Origin of the sequence: Algibacter pacificus, from assembly GCF_008033385.1 — a bacterium.
In the GTDB taxonomy this organism is placed as follows: Bacteria; Bacteroidota; Bacteroidia; order Flavobacteriales; family Flavobacteriaceae; genus Algibacter; species Algibacter pacificus.
This window is the reverse complement of sequence record NZ_ML701731.1, coordinates 1-14,891: the sequence shown is the minus strand read 5'-3', so window position 1 is coordinate 14,891 and position 14,891 is coordinate 1. Positions and strand designations below refer to the sequence as shown.

4 protein-coding genes and 1 pseudogene are annotated in these 14,891 nt (G+C 34.2%); 1 reads left to right on the top strand and 4 read right to left on the bottom strand.

The window, feature by feature from the left end:
• Positions 1–10 precede the first annotated feature (10 nt).
• Positions 11–3,187 carry a SusC/RagA family TonB-linked outer membrane protein gene (locus tag FQU21_RS00025; RefSeq protein WP_147675973.1) on the bottom strand — a complete coding sequence of 1,059 codons (3,177 nt, stop codon included), beginning with the start codon at positions 3,185–3,187 and terminating at the stop codon, positions 11–13.
• A gap of 333 nt (positions 3,188–3,520) precedes the next feature.
• Between FQU21_RS00025 and FQU21_RS00020 the strand changes: the two are divergent.
• Positions 3,521–4,680: pseudogene (locus tag FQU21_RS00020) on the top strand (IS3 family transposase).
• A gap of 168 nt (positions 4,681–4,848) precedes the next feature.
• On the opposite strand, the gene FQU21_RS00015 reads toward FQU21_RS00020, so the two are convergent.
• From FQU21_RS00015 to FQU21_RS00005, 3 genes are read right to left on the bottom strand one after another with little or no spacing between them, the layout of a single operon-like run.
• Positions 4,849–6,792, bottom strand: a complete 1,944-nt coding sequence (locus FQU21_RS00015; protein ID WP_147675972.1) for an OmpA family protein — start codon at positions 6,790–6,792, stop codon at positions 4,849–4,851.
• Positions 6,793–6,802: 10 nt separating this feature from the next.
• Positions 6,803–7,732 carry a PorP/SprF family type IX secretion system membrane protein gene (locus FQU21_RS00010; RefSeq protein ID WP_147675971.1) on the bottom strand — a complete coding sequence of 310 codons (930 nt, stop codon included), beginning with the start codon at positions 7,730–7,732 and terminating at the stop codon, positions 6,803–6,805.
• A gap of 26 nt (positions 7,733–7,758) precedes the next feature.
• Positions 7,759–14,883: a DUF7507 domain-containing protein gene (locus FQU21_RS00005; protein ID WP_456236597.1), complete on the bottom strand. Its 7,125-nt coding sequence runs from the start codon at positions 14,881–14,883 to the stop codon at positions 7,759–7,761.
• Positions 14,884–14,891 lie beyond the last annotated feature (8 nt).

Here is a 14,891-nt window from a genome sequence, read left to right as displayed (position 1 = left end):
TGTTTTTTTACTAAAATTTAACATTAACACCTAGACCAATATACCTTGTAGAAGGATCTTGCAAATCATCATCATTCCCAAAATCTGGATCGATAATATCTGCTTTCTTCCACATTAATAAGTTGTATCCGCTTAAGGTTACATCCAAACTTTTAACTCGGTTAATATTTGCTAATTCAGTTAAATCGTATTTAAAAGAAAGGCTTCTTAATTTAAAAAACGATCGATCAAAAATATTAGCAAACTTCTCGCTTTCTTTGTAGGTAACCGCAGCTCTATAAGGGTATTGCTGAGACCACGTTTGCCAGCTAACCGCTGTTGTATTTGGGGTGTATGTTCTGGTATCTGAAATAACATCACCATTCACATTTTGAATCAACTCACCACCGGTTACTTGAACACCTGTTGGTACATAAACAGGCACGCCTGCCGCATATTCTGCATCTCTATATTCTGTAGAATTAGGATGTTTACCTCCCCACCACATTTTTTCAACCGTTTTGGAACGAATTAAACCTCCCCAGCCACCGTCTATACCAACGTTGATGGTTAATTTTTTAAACTTAAAACTATTTTGAAGACCTAATGTCCAATCTTGATCGTTGTGTCCTAATAATTGCGGGTAGTTATCTTTAATTGGCAAACCGTTAGACCCTAAAATTAAATCGCCATCGGCCGATTTTTGCCAAACCGTAGCATAATAACTATCGGCACGATCATTAAGTCTTAAATTATTATAAGTAGTATTACCGCCATAAATTTCTGTAATCTTTCTAACTTTTTTACTCCAGTTAGCTGTTACGTTCCATAAAAAGTTATCGTTTATAATAGGTTTGGCATTAAGGACAACTTCAAAACCATTTGTGGTATATTCATTACCATTTACTTTTCTGTTTTCGAAACCAGACGTATTAGAAATTGGTAAATCGATAATCTGATTGGTATCTACAACATTATAATAAGTAAGATCTAAGCCAATTCTATTTTTTAAAAATGCCGAACTAACGCCTAACTCAAAAGAATTTGAACTTTCTGGTTCGATATTAGAATTCACTAATCCGTTAGGGTATTGTAACTTTACATTACCTCCAAAAACGCCACTATTTGTATAATACGATTCTGTACTATATGGGCTTAAATCACTAGATACTTGTGCCCAAGAACCATAAACTTTTAAATAGTCTATAAATTCTGGCATGGTTACAACATTAGAAACCACAGTACTTAAAGAAACCGATGGATAAAAGTAAGAACGATTTTCTGTTGGTAAGGTAGAAGACCAGTCGTTTCTTGCTGCAGCCGTTAAAAACACCGCGTTATAAAGATCGACACCTACTGTGGCGTAAACACTATTGGTTGCTCTTTGCTCTGAATACGTGGTGGCAGTAACATTTCCGCTTGTATTATTAAGACTATAAACAAAAGGTACTACAAGACCATCTGTAGAATTATACTCTTGTTGGTATTTTCTGTAATAGGTAGAAGCGCCTGCATTAATATCGAAAGAAACATCATCATTCAATGCTTTGGTATATGAAGCAAGAACATCATAATTAACCGTTAATTTGTTTGAATTCCATGTTTTATAATCCCCTTCCCTGGCATCACCATAATTCAAATAGGTTTTAGGACTCTCTCTGTCTTCAAAAATATCTTGAACCACAGCCGATCCTCTTCCTTGTAAATTTAAACCTTCTGCTAATTTATAATTTAACACCATTTGTGCATTAATTAAATCGGCGTTATACTGTTGGTTTAATTCATTAGCTGCAAAATACACATTGTTATACCAAGCATAGTTAAAGTTCGCTTGTCGGTATCCTTCTTGACCCGGAACATACATGTGTTGTTCTAACTCTTTCCCATTCACATCATCACCCATCCAAATTAAAATGGTGTACATGTGGTTTTTTGGTCCATATCCATGTCTTGGGTAGTTTGGAGAATACACTTTATTATAAGATAATTTGGTATCTAAGGTAAGTGCATCTGATAAGTTGGTTGTAGATTTAAAAGTTAAACCACCGGTTTTTAGACTTGAATTAGGCACTCTATCTTTTTGGTCTGAATAATTTCCAGATAAACGAAACGATCCTTTTTCAGACTTGCTTGCGATTGAGAAATCGGTACTAGAAATATACCCCGTTCCCATAAAATCTTTTAAGTTATTATGATATTCCCATGGCGTTGGCACTCGAGAATATCGCGATTTATCATCGTATTGCGTTCCTGAAACATCACCCCACCACGGAATAGTTTCGCCAGTAACATTATCTAAAATTGGACTATTCCATTGAGAAACTAAAACGCCTGGCTCGAACTTAGGTCCCCAAATCATATCGCCATCGGAAATACCACCATCTTTACCATCCCAGAATTCATATTTTCCATTCGAACCATTTCCGTATTCGGTTTGTGTTTCTGGAAACACCGTAAAACCAGCAGAAACCATGGTGTTATGCGATACCGTAACTTCCAAGCCTTCTTCCTTGGCATTTTTAGTGGTTATTAATAAGGCTCCGTTTCTTCCTCTAGACCCGTAAAGTGCAGATGCCGTAGTTCCTTTTAGTACATTTATGTTAGCAATATTATTAGCCGAAACATCGTAAAAATCCGTTTCTACAGGAATACCATCTATAACAATTAATGGCGTTTTTCCTCTAAGAGAGAATGTTGGTTTTTGAAATAATCCTGTTGGATTACTTACTGTTAATCCGGCAACTTGGCCCGTAAATAAATTCCCTACATTGGGTGCATTTATTTCTTCAATAATGTCTACATCCATTTTCTGTGTAGCATAACCAATTTTTTTCTCAGCTTTACTAATTCCTAAAGCAGTTACAACCACCTCGTCTAAAGATTCAGATAATTGTTCTAGCTTTATTGATCCTAAATCTACATTTTGATTAGCTTTTAGGCTAACAGAAATTTCTTTACTTGAATACCCAACAAAGCTTACAACAACATTATAAGTTCCCGGTGGTACATTTAATATTTTAAACTCTCCATCAAAATTTGAAGCCGCTCCATTTTGATTTCCTTTTAGAAAAATAGTTGCTCCTGGTAAAGGTATATTTTCATTATCTATAACAATACCCTCAATGGTTCCTCCTGCGGTTTGAGCAAAAGCATTAGATACTATTAGGAATAGCATCAGAATAAAACATCTAGTTAGTTTTTTATTCATTTTCATTAAAATATTTACATTAGTTATATAATGATGCAAAAGTGAATATTAGTTTGGGCATTGTAAATATTTCGATTTTATATAAACATCAATAAAAAAAGAACAGAACGTTAATCAAATGTTAAAACCGTAAACTTAATATTAATGAATATTTGGGATGCCTTGATATAAATCGTTGGTTTGATGGTAAAGAAAAAGATACAACCTATTATAAAATTATAGATTAAATATTTTAAAAAGAAGGGGTTTCTGGTATTGGTGAGCTAGTTGAAAAAGTAGTGGATTGTCTAGTTTTGTTGGTACGCTTTTAAGTGAATAAATTAACTTAGTAAAATGGTTAGAATAGCTTATAATCAAAGTTTTACAAAGACCTTGATGGAATTGTTAAATTCAGGTAAATCAGTAAAGGAACTCACCAAAGAGTTTGGGGTTAGCCAAGCTTCCATCTATAGATGGGACAAATAATTTAACAAAAAGGGAGTGACCAATGTCAACAAGGAAGAGGTGCTTAAAATAAAAGCTTTGGAAAAGGAGTTGAAGTATGTTAAATTAGAGCGTGATATCTTAAAAAAAGCGGTAAGCATCTTTTCCCATAACGACAAGTAATATACCAGTTTATTAAATTCAACACTGGTTTGTTTCCTGTTGAAAAGATGTGTAACTGCATGAGAGTTTGCAAAAACAGTTATTATACTTGGTTGCGCATTGCCCAACATAAACGTGAAAAGAGTTCTATATCTCTTTTAAAATTAAGGATTACAGCTATTTTTAACGATAGCAACCAAGTTTATGGCAGTTTCGGTATCCAAAAATCTTTGGAGCGTGAAGGCCTTCTTTACTCAAGATCCTACATTGCTTTAATTATGAAAGAATTAGGTTTAAGAAGTATATTAAGCAAGAAGTTTAGGGTATGTACAACAGACTCAAACCATACCTTTACCTTAGCCGAGAACGTGCTAGATAGAGACTTTACAAGTATACAATTAGGTGAAAAATGGGTTTCGGATATTACCTATATAAAAGTTGGCAATCAATGAAATTACCTTACAACTGTTTTAGATTTAGCAGATAGGAAAATAATATCTTGGGTATTAACCCAGGATATGAATACTGAAAACATCGTCTATAGAGCCTGGTTACAGTCCAGAAAAAACAGAATTATAACCAATAACCTTATTTTTCATTCTGATAGAGGTGTACAATATGCATCGAATAAAATGACAAGTGTTTTAAGATCTAGTAAGAAAATAACGCAAAGTATGAGTAGAAAAGGGAACTGCTAGGACAACGCTTTAGCAGAGAGCTTATTTAAAACAATAAAATATGAATGCACAAACAGATATATCTTTAAATACTTTTTAAAAGCTTATCAGGTTATTGACCAGTGTATTAAGTGGTATAATTATAAACGACTTCATTCTGCTTTAGGTTACAAGGCTCCTGTAGAAATGGAAATAGAATTAATAATGAAAAACAATAAAAATGTAGCTTAAAATTAGTGAGTCTATCCAAAATTTTGTGTTTTTTAAAAATAATTTCAAAATCCATAGGTTCGTTAATATTGATTATAACCTATTAGGAAAACAAATATACAATTGATTGTAAATCTGCCCCCATTTAAAGCGTGTTTTCTTCCTTTTTTTAATGTGCTTACCCCTTAATTAAAATACTATAAATTCACTTCGTCTATTTTTTTGATGTTCTGCTTCTGTACATTTAACGCCATTGGAACATCTATTAACTAGTCTTTTTTCACCATAACCTTTTCCTCGTAAACGAGAAGCTTTTATTTTACCAATAGCTACTAAGTATTTAATTGTTGCTTTATTTCTTCTTTCTGACAGAGCATCATTATAGGCATCATTAGCACGACTATCGGTATGGGAACGCACTTCGATATTCATTTCTGGATGCTCTTTCATGACTTGAATTATTTTTTGAAGTTCTAAAGCCGCATCAGGACGAATATTAGATTTATCTAAATCAAAATAGATTATAGGAATATCTAAAGTTTTAGCTAAATCGTCTCCCAATTTAACCTTTTGTTTATCTCGTTTTAATAGTAATTTCAGATTTAAATTATCTATTGAATTTATTGCTTCAATACGTTTCTCATCGGTAGAATAATCTTCTTTTTCTGCTCTTATCAAATACACGTCATTGCAATCCGCTTGAAAACTAAAGCTTGCATCTGCTCCTGTTTTTTTTGTTTCTATCACATTTCCTAAAGCATCGAATAAGGTTACTGTAGCATTTACTAATAAATCTTGCGTTTTAAAATCTTTAACAATACCTGCTAACTCTTGTTTGCAATCTCCAATAGTAAAACTATATATATCATCATCCCCTTTACCTCCTTCTCTATTAGATGAAAAGAACCCTGTATGCTTTTTTAAATTCTCATAATACGCAAAGTCATCTGAAAAACTATTAAATGGTTTGCCTATATTTATAATGTTATATGTGTTGGTTTTTTTATTTCTTAGTTGTTCAAAGTCTTTAATCACATAAATATCTAAACCTCCCAATCCTGGGTATCCCGTTGATGAAAAATATAAATCTCCTTTTTTATTTATGAAAGGAAAAGATTCAACTCCTTCTGTATTTATATTTACTCCTAAGTTTTCTGGAGTCCCTAAAGTTCCATCTTCATTTATATATACTACGTAAATATCGGACATCCCGATACTCCCTGGCATATCTGAAGCAAAATACAATTTACTTCCATCGGCATTTATAGTTGGGTGAGCAACACTATAACTATCATTATTAAAATGAATACGACTAATATTTCCCCATGTTCCATTTTCTCCCAATTCTGCTCTAAATAATTGTAGTCTATTAAAATCCTTGTCGTCTTTTCTATAGCGCTTTTTAAAATAATTATTTCTAGTAAAATATATAAATTTAGCATTCGGGGTAAAAGTTACTGATGATTCATGAAATTTTGTATTTATTTTATCATCAAATTTTTCTACAAGTCCATACGCGCCATCGTCTTGCTTGGTGGCCGAATACAGGTCTAAATAAGGCTGATTATTCCATTTATAAATCATACCAGATTTTCCTCTTGATGATGCAAATATAATTTGATCGCTATATGGTGTTGTTCCAAAATCAGAAAGCTTAGAGTTTATTTCTAAGTTTTTTATTATCACATTTTTATAACTTCGCTCTTCAATACGAGATAAATAATCTTTATTTTCATCAAAAGCTATAGATCTAAAATCTAAAGGGTTGGCTTCTTTAAACTTTTTCATCCATTTATCAGATTTTTTATAATCCTCTATACCTTTTAAAGCTTGTGCGTATCTAAAATAGTATTCTGGATCTAATGGGTTTTGATGCTCTAAATTCATTAATTTTTCATACCACTTTACGGCGTCTTCCATTTTATTATTGAAATAAAAAGAATTTCCTAGTTTCTGAAATAACTCGGAAGACTCATAGCCTTTTTCTGCTACTTTCAACAATATTTCACTTGTGGTAACATAGGCTAAATAATCGTAGTTTTTAGATATCTTTTCTATGTTTATGTCTTGAGCATTTATTAAACCTATAATAAAGGTAAACACTACTGCAATAATGTGTTTTATATTTTTCATTCTATTTTATTTAGAAAAATCTTGGTGATAATAATTTGCCTAATTCCTGTAACTCAAAGCGTAACATAATTTCATAAGTTCCACTATTATAACTATTTAAAGCTGTTGTTGTAAAATCATAAGAATACCCTATTAGTAAACCTTCAGATAATTGAAATCCTAACATTCCGCTAACAGAATCGTCCCATCTATAAGCTAACCCTAAAGTAAATTTGTTATTAAATAAAGCGCTCATGGAAAGATCGGCTATTAAAGGAGCTCCCGAAACACCTTTCACTAAAAAAGCGGGTTTTAATTTTGTGTTTTCATTTATATCAAACACGTAGCCTCCTATTAAAAAATAGTGCAAGCGTTCTTTAGCTATAGATTGCTGTATGTCATCATAATGATCTGTATTTAATATATTAGGTACTGATAATCCTATATACCATTTTTGAGAATGCACATAAAAACCACCACCCAAAGTAGGAGATAATAACGTTAAATTCTGGGGTGTTTCTCTTCCCGGTCTCAATACTACATGGTCCCAATTAGTATCCAGGCTATGAAGTCCTGCTTTAAGCCCAAAAGATAATTCTAAATCTCCATAGAGGTCTAAAGGTATGGTATATGAAAAATTACCATCTACACTTGTTTCTTTTGAAGGTCCCAATTGATCGCTTACTACATTTAAACCTAAACCTATACGTTCATTTCTAAGTGGTGTATGTACTCCAAAGGTTAATGTTTTAGGTGCGCCATCTATACCTACCCACTGTGTTCTATATAATCCTGTTACGCTTAACACATCTCGCTGTCCGGCATACCCTGGATTTACAGTCATTGTGTTATACATGTAATGTGTAAACTGAGGGTCTTGCTGCGCTGCTATATCTAAACTTAGCAGTATGGTAAAGCCTAATAAAATAAAGCTTTTTATATATGATAATTTATCTATCATTCTTTTTAATCTTTTTTACTTTAATATTATCTATTTATGTATAACCAACCAACTTTAGGTTTAGATCCATCACCTAAATCTAATATGTAATAGTAGGTACCTACGGGTAATTTATCTGAATCATTAACAGTAGCTCTTCCATTAGAAGTTCCGTCCCAGCCATTGGCATTCACATAGCCTTGTTTTTTATAAACAATGTTACCCCAACGGTTATAAACTTCAAAGTTATTATTTGGATAACGCTCTATACAATCTATAATTAAGGTATCGTTATTGCCATCGCCATTCGGAGAAAACTCCTTATCAACTAAACTGCAACCGGCATCTACAAAGGCACTAGCCGAATCATTTGTAGGGTTTGTATCCATACCACCATTTAAACTACTAATAGTTGCAGTGTTTAAATAGTCTCCATAACCTAATACTTTCACTGTAATCTCTAATAGCTCAACATCGCTTTCATTAATTACAGGTACAGTCCATGCTCCATCAAACTCTGAATATGTACCTGAAGTTGCTAAATAAGATACAAATTCATATCCACTTGGAAGCGTTTCTTCTACAACAATATTGGTTGCTGTTACAGATCCTTCATTAGTTAATGTAATAGTAAATACAACTTGATCGTTAACTATTGGGTTTATATTATCTACTTCTTTATCAATACCAATATCTGAAGATCCGTTAAACACACTTATTGTTGGGTCCTCTGGATCCCCATCATTATCTATATCAACATTAGTTGTATTATTAGGATCATCTGAATCTTCTCTTATAAAGATGTTAGAATTAATAATTGTGCCATCTACATAAGCTAGATTTTCAACTACACCTTCATCAATATCGGCGGTTGTAATAACATGTTCTGCTGTTGCCGTAAACGTTTCTCCTGGAGCTAAAATAGAGGTTGTAGCTCCACTAACAATTGTGGCATTAGGATCTATTAGGGCTAGATTAATTAAAGTTACATTTCCTGTATTTGTAACATTTATGGTATAAGTTAGCATATTACCGATATTAGAATATGTAGTCATATTCACAGTTTTCGTGATATCTAAAATAGCCAACTGTGGTGTATTAGTAACCGTAGCATCATCTGGCTCTCCATCTCCATTTGCATCATTATTTGTTGGATTATCGGGGTCATCAGATTCGTCTGTAACGATACCTCCATTAGTATCTTCTGCTGTGACTAGCGCGGTATTAGTTACAAAACCAGTATCTAAATCGTTTTGAGTAATGCTATGGCTTGCCGATAAAGCTACAGATTCTCCTGGTGCCAAGGCTATTATTTGAGCAGGCATAATACTTCCTACATCTGCATTGTTATCTGTAACCACAAGGTTTGATAATGTTACATTTCCTGTATTTACAACTTCTAAACTATACGTAATAACCTCCCCTAAGGTATCCCACAAGCCATCGGGTGCTAAGTCTGCTGATTTAGTAAGGGATAATGATGGAGCTTGTTTGATTGTGGTATTTGTAATATCATCTGGTTCTCCATCTCCATTGATATCTTCGTTGGTTATGTTATTTGGATCATCGGATGTATCCTCCACCAAGTTTCCAAAAGGATCCGTTGCTTCTACCGTTGCTGAATTTGAGACATTTCCTGTATCAATATCTGCTTGTGTTAAATTATGTGTTGCCAATACAGAAACACTTTCTCCAGGAACTAACAAGGTTATACTAGAAGGAAGTAAACGATCTGCATTGGTATCTATAACCTTAATACTGGTTAAGGTGGTAGTACCTGTATTTGTGACTGTAATATTATAACCAATTTGCTCGCCAACCGTATCATAAGCCCCATCGTTAGCAGCTAACGCTTCTTTAATAATACTTATACTTCCTTTTGTTGGTAAGGTTGTCATGGTATCGTCATCTGGGTTACCATCATTATTATCATCTACATCTCTTGGATTATTTGGATCGTCAGAATAATCTAAAATTGTATTTCCATTAGGATCCTGAGCGGTAGCTATAGCTGTATTGGTAATTTGTCCTGAATCTAAATCAAACTGACTTATAGTATAAACAGCACTAAATGTTGTGGTGTCTGTTTGTCCAGGAATTAAATCTATTGGACCGCCATTCACTGCTACTAAAGCATCTGTCACTAAAACATTTGTAGCTGTAACGTTTCCTGTATTTGTAACTCCAAAGTTATAGGTTATGGTTTCACCAACATTTGCTAATCCATTTCCGTTAATATCATTAAATATTCCTGTTTTAATTAAACTTAATTCGGGATTACCAGTAAGCTCGGTTACTGTTGGATCATCGGGGTCACCGTCTCCATCAATATCTTCGTTTATAGGGTTATCAGGATCATCGGAATAATCACTAACATCTGTAACCGTACCACCGTCATTATCTTCTCCAACGGCTAGTGCTGTATTGGTTAAATTACCGGAATCTATATCCGATTGTTGTATCGTATATTCTGCCGTAAAGGTGGTACTATCTAAATCGCCAGGGTTTAAATCAATCGGTCCTCCAATTACAGCTACAATTGGATCTGTAATTACAATATTAAACACCGTTACATTACCTGTGTTTCTTATATCAAAAACATAAGAAATAGTTTCTCCACTTTGAGGAATACCATCGCCATTTTCATCATTAAAAATTCCTGTTTTATATAACGCTAATTCTGGATCTCTAGCCAGACTTGTTACTGTGGCGTCATTATCATTTACTGTTGTTGGATCATCGGAATCATCTGTTATTATATTTCCAGAAGGGTCTGTTCCCGAAACAGTTGCTGTGTTTTCAACAAAACCGCTGTTTACATCGTCTTGTGTTAATTCGTAAAGTGCGGTAAATGTGTTACTATTAGTTTCACCAGGAATTAAAGTTATTGTATTTCCTGACACCGTTACTAAAGGGTCTGTAATTACAATATTAGACATAGTAACGTTTCCTGTATTAGATACATCAAAAACATATTTTATATTTTCGCCTACTTGTGCCAGTCCATCACCATTTGCATCAATAAAGGTTCCGGTTTTTGATACTTTTAATTCTGGCTTTTTTAATAAATTTGTTATTGTAGTATCATCTGGCTCACCATCTCCATTAATATCATTATCGGTTGTATCATTGGGATCATCGGAGGTATCTGTTACCGCTCCCCCATTGGTATCTGTTGCTTTTACAGTTGCTGTATTTGAAATACTTCCCAAATCTAAATCTGCCTGAGTAATAACATATTCGGCATAGAATGTTGAATGATTTTCTTCTGAAGGCATTAAGCTAATTGGTCCTCCTTTTACGGTGACCTTTGCATCTGAAATAATAATATTGCTTAAAGTTACATTTCCAGTATTGACTACTGAGAAATTATAAATTATTATTTCTCCTTTTTGAGGAATACCATCTCCATTATTATCTTTAAACACGAAGGTTTTTTCTAATTCTATAGATGAATTTTGCTTTATACTTGTGTTTGTTACATCATCTGGTTCCCCATCGCCGTTTGTATCATTATCCGTTGTATTATTTGGATCATCAGAATCATCTGTTACCGAATTTCCGAATGGATCTAAACCTTCAACTGAAGCGGTATTGGAAACAACTCCTAGATTTATTTCTTCTTGGGTTATGGTATGCTCTGCATTTACTGTAACACTTGTCCCTGGTGCTATTGAAGCTATATTTGATGGCGTAATACTTCCTGAGTCTGCATTAACATCTGTAACACGCACATCTGTTAATGTTGTATTTCCTGTATTGGTTATTATGAGTTGATATGTAATTTTTTCACCAACACTATCGTAATTTCCATCGGTTGCTGGTAAAGCGCTTTTTGTTAAACTTATACCGCCTTTAAATGGTAAACTTGTAATGGTTACATCATCTGGCTCTCCGTCACCATTGGTATCATTATTTGTTGGATTATTAGGATCGTCCGAAGTATCTGTTACAACCAGTCCATTTGGGTCTTTACCTGTAACCATTGCGGTGTTCGCAATATATCCAGCATCTACATCCAATTGTGTTATGGTATAAACTGCTACATATGTAGTGTTATCATTTTCCGTAGGATTTAAACTAATTTCTCCTCCTGAAACCATAACCAATGCATCGGTAACTTCAATATTACTAATAGTTACATTTCCCGTATTTGTTATATTAAAAGCATAAACAATTGTTTCTCCAACTTGTGCTATTCCATCTCCATTTTCATCTTTAAAAACTCCTGTTTTGGTAACACTTATTTGCGGATTAGCAGATAAGATTGTTACTGTATTATCATCAGGATCTCCATTACCATCTAAATCGACGTTCATTGGGTTGTTAGGATCATCAGAAGTGTCTGACACAACACTACCGTTTGGATCTTTACCGCTTGCCATTGCTGTATTTGTAACTTTTCCTGTATTTATGTCTGCTAGGGTTATGACATAATTTGCTGTAAAGGTAGAATTATCCCTTTCATTTGGCTTTAAGGTAATTAATCCTCCACTAACCGTAACTTTTGCATCGGTAATTTCAATATCACTGATAGTCACATTTCCTGTATTTCTAATATCGAAAATATAAGTAATACTCTCTCCTATTTCTGGATAACCATTACCGTTTTCATCATTAAATTGAGAGGTTTTCAATAAAGATAATTGAGGGTTTTGCAATAACGACGTTATTGTAGCATCATTATCGGCTGTGGTGGTTGGATCATCAGAGTCGTCGCTAACTATAACGCCACGCAATGTTTTTCCTAAAACAGTTGCGATATTGGTAACACTTCCTTCGTCTATATCTTTTTGTGTTAACACATAATTAGCTGTAAACGTCGTGTTATCAATTTCTCTTGGAGCTAAAGTTATTGGTTCCCCAGAGACTGTCACTAAATCATCCGTAATTGAAATATCAAAAACAGTAACATTTCCTGTATTTAAAACATCAAATGTATATGCTATTGTTTCTCCTACTTGAGCAGTGCCATCGCCATTAGAATCTATAAACACCCCTGTTTTTGAAACTTTTAATTGTGGGTTTTCTTCAAAAGTAAATACCGTTATATCATCTGGTTCTCCATCACTATCAACATCATGATCAGTAGCATTATTGGGATCATCTGACGTATCTGAAACAATACCTCCATTAGGACTGTTCCCTGATACTGTTGCCGAATTTGTAACACGTCCTGAATCTATATTCTCTTGTGTAATAATATAGGTTGCATAAAAGGTACTATCATCAAAATCTGTAGGTAATAAATTTATTGGCCCACCTTTAACAGCAACTAATGGGTCGGCTATAGAAATATTGCTTAATGTTACATTCCCTGTATTAATAACTTTGAAAGCATACGTTAATGTTTCATTTTTTTGAGCGATTCCATCTTCATTTTCATCATTAAATACTACTGTTTTTTCTAAAGACACAGAAGGGTTTTGAGACAATATCGTAATTGTATCATCATTAGGCTCTGCTGTAGTTGGATCATCGGAATCACTTAAAACTAATGTTCCACATGGATCTACACCTGATGCTACTGCTTTATTTACAACTTGCCCTGCATCTAAATCTGCCTGAGTAATGGTATGGGAAGCTGTAAAAGTGACTAACCCCATAGCTGGAATTGTAGTAACATTTGTAGGTAAAACACTTCCAGAATCGGCATTAGTATCTTCAATACTAACATGACTCAATTCAACCTCATTTATATTCTCTATGGTAATCTCGTATTGAATAACTTCTCCAACGGTATCGTAACTTCCATCTATAGCCGGTAATGTAGATTTTTTAACTAACATTTCAGCTTGCGGACTAACAATTACAACATATTCATAAGAATCGCCAACGCAACCATTAACTGAAGTTGGTGTTATCGTGTAAATAACTGTTTGTTCTAATCCTGAAACATTAATTAAAGTATCTGTAATTAAAGAACCTGTTGAAGCTGTTGTAGTTTCTCCATTAACATCTACGTTATTGGAAGCCACCCATGAAAAAGTAGTTCCTGCTAAATCAACATCAGCACTTAAATCATGATTTAAAGTCTTATTACTGCATGTTATATCTTTTGGTAATGTTGAAACAAAAGGCTCCGGCTGAATAGATACTACTAATTCAAAAGGTGTTCCTTCACAACCATTGCTATTAAAAGGTATTATTGTATACAACACCTCTTGAACCACTCCACTACGATTTGTTATAGCATCTAATATTTGTCTACCACTCCCATTTGATGCGCCACTTACCTCTGCATTTGGTGTTATTGTCCATTTAAAAGTTACACCTGATAATGTTGTTAAACTTGTCAAATCGTAATCAAGAGGCAAATCACTGCAATTCATAACATTTGTATTAGCTATATCCAATGTAGATGTTACATCAATGGTATATGTATAAATATACACGGAAGAATTACCGCCGCAATCTGTATATGTAAAAGTAAACATCTTTTCCCCATCACAAATTACATCTGCACTTTCTGTTATTACAGGGACTATATTGTTCCCACAAGAATCTTTAACTTCCGGCGCTATTGGTTGTATAGCATCTACAATATCCATTACCGTACTACCTGCATCAGCAGGAACAACAGGTAATATTGTTTTATCTATTTTATAGGTATAAGTGTATACCGAAACATTTCCTGCACAATCCGTATAGGTAAAGGTGTAAATCTTATCTCCTTCACATACTGGATCCGTGTTTTCGGTGATCACGGGGGTAATGTCATTACCACAAACATCTTTGACCTCTGGTGCTGTTGGCTGTGTGGCATCGGCTAAGCATTCAACGGTGCTCGATCCATTGGCTGGAACTACGGGTAAGGTCGTTACATCCAGAGTATAAGTGTAAGTGTATACCGAAACATTCCCGGCGCAATCCGTATAGGTAAAGGTGTAAACCTTATCCCCTTCACATAAAGGATCCGTGTTTTCGGTGATTATTGGTGTGATTGGGTTTCCACAAACATCTTTGACCTCTGGCGCTGTTGGTTGCGTGGCATCGGCTAAGCATTCAACGGTGCTGGATCCATTGGCTGGAACTACGGGTAAGGTCGTCACATCCAGAGTATAAGTGTAAGTATAAACCGAAGAATTCCCGGCGCAATCCGTATAGGTAAAGGTGTAAATCTTATCCCCTTCACATAAAGGATCCATGTTTTCGGTGATTATTGGTGTGATTGTGTTTC

What these genes read in the sequence shown, in the direction of transcription:
- FQU21_RS00025 (WP_147675973.1), bottom strand. Translation starts at nt 3,187, where the DNA reads ATGAATAAAAAACTAACTAGATGTTTTATTCTGATGCTATTCCTAATA.
- FQU21_RS00015 (WP_147675972.1), bottom strand. Translation starts at nt 6,792, where the DNA reads ATGAAAAATATAAAACACATTATTGCAGTAGTGTTTACCTTTATTATA.
- FQU21_RS00010 (WP_147675971.1), bottom strand. Translation starts at nt 7,732, where the DNA reads ATGATAGATAAATTATCATATATAAAAAGCTTTATTTTATTAGGCTTT.